The 18058-nt window shown below is 68.0% G+C and carries 5 protein-coding genes; all 5 read left to right on the forward strand.

The features are described from left to right. The first annotated feature begins 297 nt into the window (after positions 1-297). The 5 genes from AAHM44_RS07890 (at position 298) to paoC (ending at position 17869) form a co-directional block, all read left to right on the forward strand. Complete coding sequence (locus AAHM44_RS07890) at positions 298-1962, forward strand: ShlB/FhaC/HecB family hemolysin secretion/activation protein (protein ID WP_342249603.1); 1665 nt, start codon at positions 298-300, stop codon at positions 1960-1962. Between the two features lie 80 nt (positions 1963-2042). Continuing rightward, the gene (locus tag AAHM44_RS07895) at positions 2043-13919 is read left to right on the forward strand and encodes a beta strand repeat-containing protein (RefSeq protein ID WP_342249604.1); all 11877 of its coding nucleotides are present in this window, start codon (positions 2043-2045) and stop codon (positions 13917-13919) included. A gap of 159 nt (positions 13920-14078) precedes the next feature. Further along, a complete protein-coding gene (gene paoA, locus AAHM44_RS07900) occupies positions 14079-14726 on the forward strand; it encodes an aldehyde dehydrogenase iron-sulfur subunit PaoA (protein WP_269575609.1) in 648 nt (215 codons plus the stop codon). Continuing rightward, a complete protein-coding gene (locus tag AAHM44_RS07905; protein ID WP_342249605.1) occupies positions 14723-15673 on the forward strand; it encodes an FAD binding domain-containing protein in 951 nt (316 codons plus the stop codon). The genes paoA and AAHM44_RS07905 overlap by 4 nt, the downstream gene beginning before the upstream one ends. A gap of 3 nt (positions 15674-15676) precedes the next feature. After that, positions 15677-17869 carry an aldehyde oxidoreductase molybdenum-binding subunit PaoC gene (gene paoC / locus AAHM44_RS07910; RefSeq protein WP_342249606.1) on the forward strand — a complete coding sequence of 731 codons (2193 nt, stop codon included), beginning with the start codon at positions 15677-15679 and terminating at the stop codon, positions 17867-17869. The last annotated feature ends 189 nt before the right edge of the window (positions 17870-18058 follow it).

Below are 18058 nucleotides of genomic sequence, written 5' to 3' on the forward strand. Positions count from 1 at the left end.
CGGGCTAACAAACCCCTAAGTATAAGCCACTGAGAATGGTTATTATTTATGGTTACGCATTGGTTTAATTCGCAGAACGCACAGTGAACGGAATCTATGCCCCATGATCTTTTCAGAAACAAAGCAGACATAAACAAATAGTCCCGTTGTGGATCAGTGCATTATTGCAAATATTGGCCAGTTAACGCCGACTCCATCTTCCTGAGTCCCACAAAGCCATTGTAAGACGCGACTCTAATGCAACCGATTCGGGGCATCGTTTCCGGTTGCACAAATCTCGGAGGGGGGACCGGGGCTATGGGACTTAACCGTCGCTGGTTGTTTATTATTGCTGCGGCCGCGATCGTGCCGATCGAGGCGGCGCACGCCCAGCAGACCGTAAATCCCGGACGGCTCGACGAGCGGCTGCGCCCGGCGGACAAAGTCCCCGATGCCCGCTCGGTCGATGTTCCCGAGCTTCCCCGCCAGCAGAGCACACCCGAGTCCGCCGTGCAGGTCCGCCTGACCGCGGTGCGCTTCGAAGGGGTGACCGCCGTACCGGTCGCCGCGCTCGATGCGATCGCCGCGCCCTATCTCAACCGCGACATGCCGCTCGCCGAGCTGTTCAAGCTCGCCGAGGAAGTCACCGCCGAATATCGCCGCCGCGGCTTCGTGCTGTCGCGCGCGGTGGTCGGCCCGCAGCGCATCGAGAATGGCGTGCTGACGATCCAGGTGGTCGAGGGGCATATCGGCGCAACCAGGATCGAAGGCGAGGCCGGTGGCTATGCGCCCTATCTGCGCGGCTATCTGGCAAGCGTCGCCGCCGAGCGGCCCACTTCGGGCGCCGCGCTCACTCGCGCGTTGCTGCTCGCCCGTGACCTGCAGGGCGTCGATGTCCGCGCGGTGCTCACCCCCTCCCCCAGCGAAGTCGGCGCCGCCGACCTGACGCTGGCCGTCGAGCGCAAGGGGATCGAGGGCTTTGTCGCCGCCGACAATCGCGGCTCGCGCTGGCTGGGCCCGGTCCAGATCTATGGCGGCCTGTCGTTCAACGACATGCTCGGCGCGGGCGAGCGCATCTCGATCACCGCGGTCAGCGCGCCGGTCCACAAGGAACTGGGCTTCCTGTCGCTCAGCTATGACCAGCCGATCGGCAATTCGGGCCTGCGCCTCACCGCGTTCGGCAGCTATGCCGCCACCCATCCGGGCGACGAGCTCCGCCTGCTCGATCTGCGCGGCCGCAGCGCCACCTATGGCGTCGCGCTGCGCTATCCGTTCGTGCGCAGCCGCGAGACCAATCTGTTCGGCCGGCTGGTGTTCACCGGCCGCGACAGCAGCTCGCGCAACATCGTCATCGATCCGATCTTCGACGATGCCACCCGCACCGTGCAGGGCGAACTCTACGGCAATTATGCCGCGCCCTGGGGCGGGATTCTGAACGTGCGCGCCTCGGTCACCCAGGGGTTCGACGCGCTGGGTGCGACGGTACGCGGCGATGCGAACAAATCGCGCGCGACCGGCTCGGGCGTGTTCACCCGGCTGAACGCCGAAGTCTCCTTTGCCTATGGCGTGGGCCGCGGCCTCTATTTCCAGGCGAGCGGCGCGGTCCAGTATAGCGGCCAGAGCCTGCTCGCGAGCGAGGAATTCGGGCTGGGCGGCGAGCAGTTCGCCCATGCCTATGACCCGTCCGAAGTGACCGGCGACAAGGGCGCCGCCGGCCGGATCGAGATGTTCTACGCCGGCAATTTCCAGGGCGGCACGGTCCAGCCCTATGGCTTCTACGAAGCCGGCAAGGTCGCGCAGAACCGCCCGCTGCCGGGCGAGCCGCTCACCGCCTCGCTGGAATCGGCGGGCGGAGGCATCCGTATCGGGCTGCGGCCCGGCATCAACGGATCGGTCGAATATGCCAAGCCGATCAACCGGCCCGTCGCCTCGCGCGGCGACAAGGATGGCCGGGTCTTCTTCTCGCTGAGCATGTCGTTCTGATCGGCCCTGCCGGTCGCGTGCGTACCTGACTGAGAATTGCGGGCTGGCCACCCCGAAGCGGCCGAACAGGGATGAGGGATATGAGCAAGCTGCACCGCGCCAAGGCCGCTATTGCCTCGAGCCAGGCCTCGCGCCGTCTGAAACGATCGAGCCTGCTGGTCTCGGCGGCGGTCGCGGCGATCATGCTTGCCAATCCGGCACATGCCCAGCTCGCTTCCAACGCCCTGCCCACCGGCGGCGACGTCGTCGCAGGATCGGCGACGATCGGCACCCCCACCCCGTCGAGCATGACGATCAACCAGAACACCGATCGCGCGGTGATCAACTGGAACACGTTCGACATCGGATCGGGCGCGAGCGTCACCTTCGTCCAGCCTTCCTCCACCTCGATCGCGGTCAACCGCGTGATCAGCGGCGCGGCGCCGTCGGAGATTGCCGGCCAGCTCAATGCCAACGGCCGGGTGGCAATCCTCAACCCGAACGGCGTGCTGTTCTCGGGCACCGCCAACGTCAATGTCGGCAGCCTGATCGCCTCGACCGGCGATATCGACCAGGCCGCCTTCATGGGCGGCGGCAATCTCGACATCACCGGCGCCACCGGCGGCGAGATCGTCGTCAACGGCAACATCAACATCACCGCCGGCAATCTCGGCCTCGCCGCGTTCGTGGCGCCGACGGTGCGCAACAGCGGCGTGATCACCGCCACTGCCGGCCGCGTGCAGCTGGGCGGCGGCACCGCCTTCACGCTCGACCTCGCCGGCGACGGCCTGCTCAGCATCGGCGTGCCGGCGAGCAGCGCGCTGGTCGAGAATAACGGCCAGATCTTCGCCGAGGGCGGCCGCATCCAGATGTCGGCGAAGAGCGCCGGCGCCGCAGTCGACAATCTCATCAACACCGGCACGCTCAGCGTCGATTCCGCCACGATAGACAATGGCACGATCGTGCTCGAAGCGGTCGGCGGCAGCGCCAACCTGCGCGGCACGGTCGCGGCGAACGATCGCGCCAGCATCAGCCGGAACATCCTGATCAGCTCCGATCAGGCGGTGAACATTTCGGGCAACCTCAGCGGCGCCTCGGGCACGGTCAATATCACCGCGCCGCACATCTACGGCGTGGGCAAGGTCAGCACCGCCACCGCGCTGAAGCTGAACCTGAGCAACAACGGCACCGACACCACCGGCCTCGGCAACTATATCAACGATGCGCTGGGTGTGATCGGCACCACCGGCTTCGGCACCACGATCCGGCTCGGCGCCGGCGTCTACAAGTCGGGCGTCCGCATCGACGCGAGCGACGTGACGATCGACGGCCAGGGCGTCGCCAGGATCGGCTGGACCAGCGGCATCGAGAACGCGATCGACATCTGGGGCGACTATGTCAGGATCCAGAACCTGGAGATCTCGGGCCCGGCGACCAGCGCCTATACCAGCTATGCCTGGGGCAGCACCAATTCGCGCGGCATCTTCGTCAATCGCTATGCCGACAACGTCCAGCTGCTGAACAACAACATCCACGACATCCGCACCGGCATCATCGTCGATGGGCGGAACGTGAACACCTATTTGCTCAACAACATTATCGACAACACCAAGTCGGCGATCTCGATCCAGTATACCGACGGATCGAACGTCACGATGACGGACAATCACGCCAGCACCTATGGCAATGAGTGGGGCATCAACCTCCACCTGAACGGTATCCTCCAGGCCGACGGCGTCACCATCCTGCCCGCGGCCGGTTCGCTCGGCGCCAACACGCCGCTCGCCGAGCAGCAGCGCCTGCTCGCGCTACGCGCCGCCAATGGTGGCATGGAAGTGCAGAACCAGGCCTACTCGGCGTCGAACCGCACTGCCGTCTATGTCTCGACCAGCGGCAGTGACAGCAACCAGGGCAGCCGCCTCGGCACGCTCGCCAGCGTCCAGGCCGGCGTCAACGCCGTGGTCACCGGTGGCACCGTCAACGTCGCCGACGGTACCTACAACCTGTCGAACACGCTGTTCATCCAGAAGAGCCTGACCCTGCTCGGCGCCAGCGAGGCGGGCACCATCTTCAACGCCTCGGGCCTCGGCGTCTACGGCATGCGCGTCCATGCCGATAATGTGTCGGTGAGCAACTTCACCCTGCTCGCCCCCAGCGCGGTGTCGAGCTCCACCTATGGCATGAAGGTCGAGGTCGGCGCGGGCGACGCCAACGGCAATGCCCGGATCGACAATTTCGCGATCAGCAATGTCTCGATCAGCGGCTCGCGCAAGACCGGGCTCGACCTGAATTCGGTGATCGGCGCGACGATCGACAACGTCAATGTGACGGGCGCGCTCGCCGGCAATGGCATCTCGATCACCGACAGCGCCGATGTGCTGGTCAGGAACAGCAGCACCTCGGGCAATGCCTGGGGCGGCCTCGCGCTCTACCAGGCGAACGGCGCCACCGGCAGCAACCAGCAGCTCACCGGCATCACGATCGAGGGCAACAACGCCTTCTCGGAATCGAACGGCCTGTACCTGCAGGACAGCTCCGCCATCAACGATGTCGGCACGCTGAGCATCGCGGGCTATGACTATATCGTCCGCAACACGGCGTTCCGCGCCGAGGGCAACCAGTTCACCTTCTTCCGCACCAGCCTGAGCGACGCGACCGGCTATGCGCTGTCGCTCGCCACGCCGGCCAGCAGCTCGATCGAGGGCTGGAACGGCAGCGCGGGGACTAACGTCTTCACCGTGACGGGCGGCCTCGGCATCGGCGCGGCGGTGCGCGATGTCCGCGCGGGTGGCAGCATCAATGTCGGTGCCGGCACCTATGCCGAGAATGTCCTGATCAACAAGGCCGGCATCAGCCTGATCGGCGCCGGCCGCGACGTGACCACGATCAACGGCATCTCGAATGTCGGCGCGCTCGGCACGGTGACGCTGGCGGCGGGCTCGAGCAACACCATTCTCAGCGGCTTCACGATCAACGGCATCGAGAACGGCAACCCGGGCAGCGAGACCGCGGCGGTCTATCTCCAGCAGACCAACACCGGCTCGCGGATCACCGGCAACCGCATCGTCGCCGCGGGCGATCTCGGCCTCGTCTCCGAATGGGGCTATGCGATCACCGGGCTGGTCGTCGACGGCAACATCATCACCGGCAAGACCTATGTCGGCGCGGCCCCCGCGACCGGCGACCAGTTCACCGTGCCCAACGTCTCGCGCCAGCTCGTAGCACTCGGCGGCGGCGGCGTGGGCGGCGGGATCAGCTTCACCAACAATGTGGTCAACGGCGATTCCGGTCTGAACACCGGCGTGACGATCGACTCCGCCGGCTCGACGATCACCGGCAACAGCTTCGCCACCACCACCGGCGGCTTCGGCGCGATGCTGCGCGTGCGCGGCGCGGGCGCGCCCCTCACCGGCAACAGTTTCGACATGGCCGGCGTCGCCTACACCGCCAACGGCCTCTATGTCAGCGACGCGGCGCTGGGCACCGCCAGCTTCGCCGACCTGCTCGCCGCCAACACGCTGACCGGCGCCGGCGCCTGGTCGAACAGCTCGGCGACCGGCTATCACACGTTCAGCCGCAACATCCAGGCGGCGGTCAACGAAGCCGCCCCCGGCGCCATCGTCACCATCCGCCCGGGCGACTATCTCGAAGGCGTCACCGGCGTCGGCTACTACGGCGATGCCGGCGCGCAGAGCTTCGGCCTCTACCTCTACAAGGACAACATCACCCTGCGCGGCGTCGATGCCGCCGGCAACGCGATCACCGACGCAGACGATGTCGCCGCCTTCGTCACCGCCCGCTACCAGGCCGGCTTCGGCGCGCAGCACTTCATCTCGGGCAATGGCGTCACCATCGAGGGCCTGGGCTTCAAGCCCGCCGCCGCCGGCGACAACAAGACCGTCGAAGTGATCGGCAACGCCTTCACCCTGCGCAATTCGGTGATCGACAACAGCGGCAACGAGACCGCCGCCAACCTCTATATCGACGACTTCAACGATCCGGCGCGCACCCGGCTCGAGAGCTTCACGATCACCGGCAACAAGTTCCTCGGCGGCGCCTATGCCAGCGCGATGGTTGTCGTCGCCAGCGGCGCCGGCCGCAGCACCGACGTGTCGAACCGGATCTTCGCGAACAACAGCCTGAGCAGCAGCCTCACCGGCATGCGCGGCTTCCAGATCCAGGGCTATATGCCCAACACGCCGTGGCAACAGCTTTACGCCGGCGCGGTGACGGTGACCGGCAACAGCTTCGACGTCGACATCCCCGTGCGCACCGTCGGACTGCTGAGCAGCGCCTTCGCCTGGGACGATGTGTTCCGCAACAACGGCAACAGCTTCGTCCGCGGCGGCGTGCTGACCTATGCCGGCAGCGGCACCACCGCCCGCGCCACCACCACCGCCGGCGGCGATCCGGACATCCGCATCACCAGCACGATCGACGCCTCGCTGGCCCGCGCCCAGGCCGGCGACACGGTCCGCATCCTCGACGGCACCTATGTGCTCGGCTCGCAGCTCTCGATCACCACCTCGGTGAACCTGGTCGGCCAGTCGCAGGCCGGCACGATCCTCGACGGCCGCACCGTCAACAATGGCGGCGGTCTCGGCACGATCGGCGTCTATGCCGACAACACCAGCCTCGCCAACTTCACCCTGCTCGGCAGCACGCTCTCGGGTGGCAATTACGGCATAAAGGTCCAGCCGAACCCGGTCAGCTATGCGCCGAGCCAGCGCATCAGCAACGTCACGATCAGCGACGTGACCGTGAAGGGCTCGCGCCGCGCCGAGCTCGACATCAACGGCGCCGTGGGCGTCACGATCACCAACTTCACCGCCGACGGCCAGAACACCGACGGCGCCGGCGTCCAGATCACCGACAGCGCGAACGTGACGCTGAACGGCGTCCATACGCTGAACAACAACTGGGGCGGCGTCGCGCTCTACCAGACCAACCGCGCGGGCGGCTATGACGGCCAGACCACCAACATCAACATCGACGCCGCGCAGAACAATTTCGAGGAATTCAACGGGCTGTTCTCGCAGCTGGAATCGACGACGCAGGGCTTCGGCCAGCTCAACCTGACCGGCTATGGCTATGCCCTGCGCAACACCGATCACCGCGCCAATGGCGGCCAGTTCACCTATTTCCGCACGACGCTCCAGGACGCGACGACGTTCGGGCTCAGCCTCGGCTTCGGCTACAGCACCTCGCTGGAAAACTATACCGGCACCGGCTTCAGCAACATCTTCACCGTCGTCCCCGGGCTGACGATCAGCGCGGCCGCGCGTGACGTCCGCACCGGCGGCACGATCAACGTCGCCGCCGGCACCTATGGCGCGAACGCGTTGATCACCACCAACGGCGTGTCGCTGATCGGCGCGTCCGGCGCGAAGATCGACGCGAGCGCCAATGGCAGCAACGGCATCACGATCAACGCCGACGGCGTCACCGTCTCCGGCTTCGAGATCTTCGGCCCGGCCGACCAGAGCTATGTCACCTATGCCTGGCCGACGATCACCCGCGGTATCGTCATCGCCAACGGTGCCGACAATGTCACCGTCACCGGCAACACCATCACCGGCGTGCGCAACGGCATCCTGATCGACGGCCGCAACACCGGCACGTCGCTGACCGGCAACGTCATCGACAACACCAAGAGCGCGATCTCGGTCCAGTATACCGACGGCTCGAACCTCAACATCGCCGGCAACAGCGAAGGCGCGTTCGGCAACGAATGGGGCATCATCACCTATCTGAACGGCATCTGGAACGGCACGACGATCACGCCTTCGGCCGGCGCGCTCGGCCCGAACACGCCGCTCAGCGAACAGGCCCGCCTGCTCGCGCTCTCGGCCGCAAATGGCGGCATGGCCGTCTACAACCAGGGCTATAGCGCGGCGAACCGCACCCGCGCCTATGTCACCACGAGTGGCACCGCCGGCGCCCAGGGCAGCCAGCGCACCCTGCTCAACCTGCAGGGCGGCCTCGACGCCGTGGTCTCGGGCGGCACCGTCTATATCGGCGGCGGCGCCTATAACGAGAATGTGACGCTCGACGCGCTGCGCGTGCTGAGCATGAACAGCCCGATCACGGTGAACAGCCTGAGCTTCGGCGCGGGCGCCGCCGGCACCAATATCGGCACCAGCATCACCGCCACCGGCGCGCTGAGCTTCGCCACCGGCCCGGTGCTGACCGGCGATACCGTGCTGACCGGCGACACCGTCTCGGTCGGCGCGATCACCTCGGCCTATGGGCTCACGCTGAACGGCACGACCAGCGTGTCGATCGGCCTCGCCAACCTCGCCAGCCTGACCGTCAGCGGCGGCTCGATCGTCACCGCCGGCGCCACCACCAGCGGCCTGCAGAGCTATACCGGGGCGACGACGCTGAACGGCGCCTACACCGCCGCCGGCTTCACCGTCGCCGGCGCCTCGACGCTGGGCGGCACCACCAGCGTGACCACGACCGGCGGCGGCAACGCGACGCTGGGCGCGATCACCGGCGCCGGTGGACTCACGATCAACGCGGGCGCGGGCAATGCCGCGCTCGGCGCGGTGAGCGGCCTGTCGTCGCTCGCGGTAACCGCCGCCAACATCGCCACCCTGGGCGCCTCGACCAGCGGTGCCCAGAGCTATACCGGCGCGACCACGCTGGGCGGCACCTACACCGCAGGCGGTGCCTTCACCGTGAACGGTGCGACGACGCTCGCCAGCGTCACGCAAGTCGATACCAGCCCGGGCAATGCCAATATTGCGCTCGGCACGATCACCGGCGCGACCGACCTCACGCTCCGCGCGGGCAGCGGCAACGTCGTCATCGGCCTCGCCAGCGGCCTCGCCAACCTGTCCGTCTACGGCACCAGCATCACGACCGTGGGCGCCACCACCAGCGGCGCGCAGCTCTACAGCGGCAGCCTCATCTCGCTGGGCGGAAACTTCACCGCCGGCAGCAGCCTCACCTTCGGCGGCGCGACGCAGCTGACCGCCGACGCCAATGTCGACGGCAATGGCAGCGACACCGGCTTCAACGTCGGCTTTGGCACGATCGCCGGCAACGGACACAATCTCGTCGCCACCGCGCATGGCGGCCAGCTGCGCTTCGGCACCGTCTCCAATGTCGGCACGCTCACCGGCACCGGCGGCATGATCCTCTCGCAGGGCGCCAGCACCAATGGCGCGCAGACCTATAATGGCGGCGGCTCGTTCTCGGGCACCTATGCCACCAATGGCGGCGCATTCACGCTCAACGGCTCGGCCACGCTCGTCGGCACCTACAGCACCGGCGGCGGCGCCTTCGCGGTCAACGGCACTTCGATGCTCGGCGGCGGGATGACGGTCACCACGGCGGGCGGCAATGCCAGCTTCGGCAATTTCGCCAGCTTCGGCTTCTCCAACCCTCTCACCGTGAACGCGGGCACCGGCAATATCACCCTCGGCACCGCGACCGGCATCAGCACCTTCACCGCCACCGGCGCGGCGATCACCACCGCGGGCATGACCAGCACCGGCGCGCAGACCTACACCGGTGCGACGACGCTGGGCGGCACCTACACTGCGGGCGGCGCCTTCACCGTGAACGGCGCAGCCACGATCGGCGCGAACACCGCCGTCACCGCGGGCGGGAACGTCGGCTTCGGCAGCATCGGTGGCACCGGTTCGCTGGCGATCGATGCGGGCGCCAACGCCGTCACGCTGGGCGCGGTGACCGGCCTTGCCTCGCTCTCCGCAACCGGCGCGACGATCGCCACCTCCGGCGCCTCGACCAGCGGCGCCCAGAGCTACACCGGCGCGACCACACTGAACGGCAGCTACGCAACCAATGGCGCCGCCTTCACCGTCGCCGGCGCGGCAACCACGGTCAACGCGGTCAGCGTCGCGACCTCGGGCGGCAATGCGAGCCTTGGCACCGTCGGCGGTGCCGGCGGCCTCGGCGTCAACGCGGGCACCGGCAATGTGACGCTCGGCGCGGTCAGCGGCATCGCCTCGCTCTCGGCGACCGGTGCGAACATCGCCACGGCGGGTGCCACCACCATCGGGGCACAGAGCTACACCGGTACGACCACCCTCGCAGGCAGCTACGCGACCAACGGCAGCAGCTTCGCAGTGAACGGGGCAAGCACGCTCGGCGGCAACACCAGCATCGCCACGGCGGGCGGCAGCGCCACGCTGGGCCCGGTCGGCGCGACGGGTACCGGCAACAGCCTCTCGGTCAACACCGGCATCGGCAGCCTGACCCTGGGCGTCGCCTCGGGCCTCGGGGCGCTGACCGCGACGGGCGGGTCGATCACCACCGCCGGCGCAGCCACGTCCGGCGCGCAGAGCTACACCGGTTCGACCAACCTCAACGGCAGCTACGCGGCCGGCGGCGCCTTCACCGTCAACGGCGCGACGACGCTCGGCGGCAACGCCAGCGTCACGGCAGGCGGCAATGCCGTCTTCGGCACGATCGGCGGTGCGCGCGCGCTCACCCTGGCAGCGACCGGCAGCGTCACGCTTGGCGCGGTCAACGGCCTGACCGCACTCTCGGTGACCGGCGCCGGCATCGTCACCAATGGCGCCAACACCACCGGCGCGCAGAGCTACACCGGCGCGACCCTGCTGCGCGGCAACTACACCACCAATGGCGGCACCTTCACCGTCACCGGCACTTCGACTCTCGCCCTCGGCGCCACCAACGTGACGACGCAGGGCGGCAATGCCAACTTCCGCGCCATCGTCGGGCCGAACAGCGCGCTGAACCTCAACGCCGGCACCGGCAATGTGACGCTCGGCGCGGTCAACGGCATCACGTCGCTCACCGTCACCGGCGCGACGATCACCACGGCCGGCGCCGCGACAATCGGTGGCCAGACCTATTTCGGCGAGACCCGGTTCGGCGGCACCTACAGCGCGAGCAACTTCAGCGTGCTCGGCAACGCGATCCTCACCAGCTCGACCGTGATGAACACCAATGTCGATGGCAGCATCGCCATGGGTTCGGTGATCGGCAACGGCAGCACCAGCTTCTCGGCCAATGCCGGCGGCAACGGCACCGTGCTCGTCCGCTCGGTGACCGGCGTCACCGATCTCTCGCTCACCGGCCGGGTCGTGAACAATTATGGCGCGGTGACCAGCGGGTCGCAGAGCTACACCGGCTCGGTCAGCCTGGCCGGCGAGCACAGCGCGGGCGGTGACTTCACCGTCAACGGCGCGACCGACCTGGCGGAGGACACCAGCGTCACGGCCGGCGGCGATGCCAGCTTCGGCGGCCCGATCACCGGCGCCCAGGCGCTCACGGTCGGCGCGGGCGGCAACGTGACGCTGGGCGCCGTGAACGGCCTTACCGCGCTCTCGGCGACCGGCAGCTCGATCGTCACCGCCGGCGCCTCGACCAGCGGCGCGCAGAGCTACACCGGCGATATCGTGCTGAACGGCAGCTATGACGCCGCCAGCTTCAGCGCGGGTGCAGCGACGCTGGCCGGTGCGACCAGCATCACCACCACCGGCGATACTGCGCTCGGCACGATCGCAGGCGGCGGCAATGCGCTGACGGTGAGCGGCGGCAGCGTATCGCTCGGCGCCGCTTCGGGCCTGGCTTCGCTCGCCGCCACCGGCACGACGATCGCCACCTCGGGCGTGAGCAGCACCGGCGCGCAGAGCTACAATGGCGCGACCAGCCTCAACGGTGCGTACAGCACCGGCGGCGGCGCCTTCACGGTCAACGGCGCGGCGGGCACGGTCAACGCCGTGAGCGTCGCCACCGCGGGCGGCAGTGCAAGCTTCGGCACGATCGGCGGTGCGGGTGGTCTCACCGTCAATGCCGGTACGGGCAACGTCACCCTCGGGGCGGTGAATGGCATTGCTTCTCTGGCGGTTACCGGCGCGAACATCGCCACCGCCGGAGCCGCTACTCTCGGCGCACAGAACTATATGGGTTCGACCAGTCTGAACGGTGTGTACGCCAGCAGTGGCGGATTCACCGTCAGCGGCGCCGCCACGCTGGCCGGCGCCACCACGGTTACCACCCAGGGCGGCAACGCCGTGCTCGGCGTAAGCACCGGTCTGAACGCTCTGGTCGTCAATGCTGGCGCGGGCAATGTGACGCTTGGCGCGGCATCGGGCCTCGCCTCGCTGTCGGTTACCGGCGGCACGATCGTCACTGCCGGCGCTTCGACCAGCGGCGCGCAGAGCTACACCGGCGCCACCGTGCTGGGCGGCGCCTATGCTGCCGGCAGCTTCGCGGTGAACGGCGGCACCAGCCTGGCCGGCGCTACTACCGTGACCACCACCGGCGGCAGCGTTTCGCTGGGCAATGTCAGCGGCAGTGCAAACTTCGGCGTGAACGCCGGTACGGGGACTGTCTCCGTCGGAGCCGTCACCGGGCTGGCCGGCCTGACCCTTTCCGGCGCAACCATTGCAACCAACGGCGTCTCAACCGTCGGTTCCCAGAGCTACACCGGCGCGACCAGCCTCAATGGCGCCTACACGACCGGCGGCGGCGCCTTCTCCGTCAGCGGCGCCACCAACCTGGCGGGCAACACCAGCGTGACCACCGCCAACGGCGCGATCACGCTGGGCACGGTCGATGCGGCGGTGGCCGGCAGCCAGGGCCTGGCGCTCAACGCCGGCACCGGCTCGGTGGCGCTGGGCAATAGCGGCGCCACCCGCCGCCTCGGCACGACCACGGTCAATGCCGGCAGCACCGTGCTCAACGGCGGCACCTATGCGGCGAACAGCCTCGCCTTCACCGGTTCGAGCGTCCGACTGACCCAGGGCAGCACGACGTTCAACACCACCTTGCCCGGCGGCGCCGGCGGCGCGATCAGCATCCAGCCGGACCTCGTCGGCACGGTGAACGCGCAGCAGAACGTCACCTTCACCGCCGGCAACGGCCTGACAGCGAACAGCGGCGACGTGACGATCGGCAATGCCGGCACCGACGCGATCCGCCTCGGCACGATGAGCGTGACCGGTCACGACTTCACGGGTGCCACCGTGAAGCTCGCCGGAACCTTCACCTCGGTGTTGAGCGGCTCGCAGGCGTTCAGCGCCAACACGCTGGACACGCTGGGCAATGTCAACGCGCGGGTGGCCGGCAATGAGAGCGGACCGATCCGCGCCGGCGGCTCGGTGACGATCAACGCAGGCGGCACGGGCAGCGGCTCGATCATCGCCGGCGGCCCGGTCGACCTCGACTATGGCAGCTCGGTCAGTCGCGCGATCACCGCGCAGAGCAACGTCTCGGTGAGCAGCACCGGCGGCGCGATCACCGGCCCGATCACCGCAACCGGCGCGGTCGAGCTGGTGACCACCACCGGCGCGATCAGCGGCAGCGTCAACGCCGGCGGCGCGGTCACCGCCAGCACGACCAGCGGCAGCATCACCGGCCCGATCACCTCGGGCGGCGCGGTGTCGCTCGCCACGACCAGCGGCGCGATCGCCTCGACCGTCACCAGCGGCGGCAGCGCCTCGCTCACCTCGCAGAGCGGCGCGGTGGGCGCCACGGTCACCGGCAATGGCGGCGTCTCGGTCGCCACCAACGGCAACCTCACGGGCAGCTACACCAGCCCGGGCGCGATCACGCTGACTTCGCTCCGCCCGATCGACGTCACGGTGAACGGCGCGGTGGTGACGGTGACCGCGCCGAGCGGCACGGTGACCGGCGTGTTCAGCGAGATCCACACCAACAACACCGGCACGCTGTTCGTGAACGACCAGCCGGTGATCGGCACCGGCACCACCGATGCCCGCCAGATCATCATCGATACCTTCGTGATCCCGGCGGGCGGCAGGGTCGCGGCCAATGGCGAGATCCAGCTGCCGACCGGCCTCGCCCTCGGCCTGATCGCGCCGGCCGGCGACGGCAAGAGCAACCAGCGCCCGCCGGTGGTGGTCAACAGCGTCAGCCGACTCGGCGAGCTGCTGCGCGTCGGCTACACCGCGATCATCATCCAGCTCGACGACAGCAACCTCGAGGTCGAGGAAGAACTGGCCGGGCAGTAATCCGTCACGTCCCATCGTGTACGAAGGAGGCCGGGGGGAAACTCCCGGCCTTTTCATCACCTGCGCCCACCCGGAACGGAGCAAAGCTTTGCGGTCCTCGTTCTGGAGGTCTAGGATCGGGAGCTTCGGGATCGCCAGTCGCAGGGAGCAAGGGCCAAGATGCATGGACCGGGTGAATTCGAATTGTCGCGGCGCGGCATATTGGTCGGCGGCGCGGCGTCCGTGGCGATGACCGCCGCACCACCCATCGCCGAAGCGCAGGAGGCGGCATCCGCCGGCGCCGGTGCGCCGGTGCTGGCCAGGGTCACGCTCAAGGTGAACGGCAAGCCGCACACGCTCGAGCTCGACACCCGCACCACCCTGCTCGACGCGCTGCGCGAGCACCTCCAGTTCACCGGCACCAAGAAGGGTTGCGACCACGGCCAGTGCGGTGCCTGCACGGTGATCGTCGAAGGGCGGCGGATCAACTCCTGCCTCAGCCTGGCGGTGATGCACGAGGGCGACAGCGTCACCACGATCGAAGGCCTGGGCACGGCCGAGAAGCTCCATCCGATGCAGGCCGCCTTCGTGAAGCATGACGGCTATCAGTGCGGCTATTGCACCCCCGGCCAGATCTGCTCGGCGGTGGCGGTGCTCGACGAGATCCGTGCCGGCATCCCCAGCCACGTCACCGGCGATGTCGCGGGCAAGCCGGCGATGAGCGCCGAGGAGATCCGCGAGCGGATGAGCGGCAACATCTGCCGCTGCGGCGCCTATTCGAACATCGTCGAGGCGATCAGCGAAGTCGCTGCCCGGAGGAAGGCATGAAGGCTTTCACCTATGAGCGCGCGGGCTCGCCCGCCGAGGCCGCCGCGATCGTCGGCCGCACCCAGGGCGCCCGCTTCATCGCGGGCGGCACCAACCTGCTCGACCTGATGAAGCTGCAGATCGAGACGCCCACCCACCTGGTCGACGTCAACCATCTCGGGCTCGATCGGATCGAGGCGACGCCGGAGGGTGGGCTCAGGATCGGCGCGCTTGTCCGCAACACCGATCTCGCCGCCGACAAGCGCGTCCGCAAGGATTATGCCCTGCTCTCCCGCGCGCTCGTCGCGGGCGCCTCGGGCCAGCTGCGCAACAAGGCGACAACCGCGGGCAATCTGCTCCAGCGCACCCGCTGCCCCTATTTCTACGACACCAACCAGCCCTGCAACAAGCGCAAGCCCGGCAGCGGCTGCGCGGCGATCGGCGGGATCAACCGCAGCATGGCGGTGATCGGCGCCAGCGACGCCTGCATCGCCACCCATCCCAGCGACATGGCGATCGCGATGCGCGCGCTCGACGCGGTGGTGGAAACGGTCCGCGCGGACGGCGCGACCCGGGCCATCCCGATCGCCGAGTTCCACACGCTCCCCGGCGACACGCCGAACGTCGAGAACACGCTGGCAGCCGGTGAACTCATCACTGCGGTGACGCTGCCCAGGCCGATCGGCGGCACGCATATCTACCACAAGGTCCGCGACCGGGCTTCCTATGCCTTTGCGCTCGTCTCGGTCGGCGCGATCCTGCAGAAGGACGGCAGCGGCCGGGTCGCGTTCGGCGGCGTCGCGCACAAGCCCTGGCGGGTCGAAGCGGCGGAAGCCGCGCTGGCACAGGGTGCGAAGGCAGCCGCCGCTCTCGCCTTTGCCGGTGCCAAGCCCACCGAGCAGAACAAGTTCAAGCTGGTGCTGGCCGAGCGCACGCTCGCCGCCGCAATTGCCGAAGCGAGGGCCTGAGCCATGAAGTTCACCACCCCCGCCGGCACCAATCCGATCGACCAGGGCAAGTTCGTCGGCAAGCCCACTCCGCGCATCGACGGCCCGCTCAAGACCAGCGGCGGCGCCCGCTATGCCTATGAGCATGGCGAGGCCGTCAAGAACCCCGCTTATGGCTATGTCGTCGGCTCGGCGATCGCCAAGGGGCGGATCTCCGCGATCGACCTGCGCGATGCCAAGGCCGCGCCCGGCGTGCTGGCGATCATCACCGCCGACAATGCCGGCAAGCTGAACAAGGGCAGCTTCAACACGGCAATGCTGCTCGGCGGCCCGGAGATCGAGCATTATCACCAGGCCGTCGCGCTGGTTGTCGCCGAGACCTTCGAGCAGGCGCGCGCCGCCGCGGCTTTGGTCCGCGTCGACTATGCCCGCGAAAAGGGCGCCTATGATCTCGCCGCCTCGGTGGACAGCGCCGTGAAGGCGGGCGGCAACAACGCCAAGGTCGGCGATTTCGACGGCGCCTTCGCCGCATCGCCGGTGCAGTTCGACCAGCGCTACACCACGCCGGATCACGCCCATGCGATGATGGAGCCGCATGCCTCGATCGCCGCCTGGGACGGCGACAAGCTGCAGATCTGGACCGCCAACCAGATGATCGCCTGGGGCAAGGGCGACGTCGCCAAGACGCTCGGCATTCCCAAGGAAAATGTCAGGCTGATCTCGCCCTTCATCGGCGGGGGCTTTGGCGGCAAGCTGTTCGTCCGCGCCGATGCGATCCTCGCCGCGCTCGGCGCCAAGGCAGCGGGCCGGCCGGTCAAGGTCGCCCTGCCCCGCCCGCTGATGTTCAACAACACCACGCACCGGCCGGCAACGATCCAGCGGATCCGCATCGGCGCGGGGCGCGACGGCAAGATCAGCGCGATCGCGCATGAGGAATGGTGCGGCGACCTGCCCGGCGGCGGCGGCGAGAACTCGGTCGCGCAGACCCGCCTGCTCTATGCCGGCGCCAACCGGCTGATCGGCCAGAAGCTCGCGGTGCTCAACCTGCCCGAGGCGAATGCGATGCGCGCGCCGGGCGAGGCGCCTGGCTTGATGGCGCTCGAGATCGCAATGGACGAGCTCGCCGAGAAGCTCGACATCGACCCGATCGAACTGCGCGTGATCAACGATACCCAGGTCGATCCCGAAAAGCCGGAACGCCCCTTCTCGCAGCGCCAGCTGATCGAGTGCATGCGTACCGGCGCCGACAAGTTCGGCTGGGCGAAACGCAATCCGAAGCCGGGCCAGGTCCGTGACGGGCGCTGGCTGGTCGGCATCGGCATGGCAGCGGCCTTCCGCAACAACATCAACATGAAGTCGGCCGCACGCGTCCGGCTCGACGGCTCCGGCATCGTCACGGTCGAAACCGACATGACCGATATCGGCACCGGCACCTACACGATCGTCGCGCAGACCGCGGCCGAGATGATGGGCGTGCCGCTCGACAAGGTGAAGGTGAAGCTTGGCGATTCCAGCTTCCCGGTCTCGGCCGGCTCGGGCGGGCAATGGGGGGCGAACAGCGCCACCGCCGGCGTCTATGCCGCCTGCGTGAAACTGCGCGAGGCGGTTGCCCAGAAGCTCGGCTTCAATTCGGACGACGCGGTGTTCGCCAGCGGCAAGGTCCGCGTCGGCAAACGCAGCGTGCCGCTCGCCGACGCCGCCAGGGCCGGCGAGATCGTCGTCGAGGATGTGATGGAATATGGCGATCTGGGCCGCAAGTTCCAGCAATCCACCTTCGGCGCCCATTTCGTCGAGGTGGGCGTCGATATCGCTACCGCCGAGATCCGCATTCGCCGCATGCTCGCGGTGTGCGCGGCGGGCCGCATCCTTAATCCGGTCTCGGCACGCAGCCAGGTGATCGGCGCGATGACCATGGGCGCGGGTGCCGCGCTGATGGAGGAACTGGTGGTCGACAAGCGCTTCGGCTTCTTCGTCAACCACGACCTCGCCGGGTACGAAGTCCCGGTCCATGCCGACATCCCGCACCAGGAAGTGATCTTCCTCGAGGAGACCGATCCCACCACCTCGCCGATGAAGGCCAAGGGCGTGGGCGAGCTCGGTATCTGCGGCGTCGGCGCGGCGGTTGCCAATGCGATCCACAACGCCACCGGCGTGCGGGTGCGCGACTATCCGGTCACGCTCGACAAGCTGCTCGAGGGCATGCCCGCGTTCGCCTGAACCCGGCTTGCAATGCAGGATTTCGCATGATTGCCTCAGGCGGTCGGGTTCGCAGCCCGGCCGCTCCTTGAGGCTGTTGGTGAAATAGGATCAGGCGCACGCAACAATGTTGCGAGATGCGGCGCGTTTCCGTTGAGAAGGTCAAAATTCGAAGCCGAAAAACAGCTCTTGGCCTCTACTTCGTGTACT

This window comes from Sphingomonas sp. OTU376 (genome assembly GCF_038440415.1).
Taxonomy (GTDB): Bacteria; Pseudomonadota; Alphaproteobacteria; order Sphingomonadales; family Sphingomonadaceae; genus Sphingomonas; species Sphingomonas kyeonggiensis_A.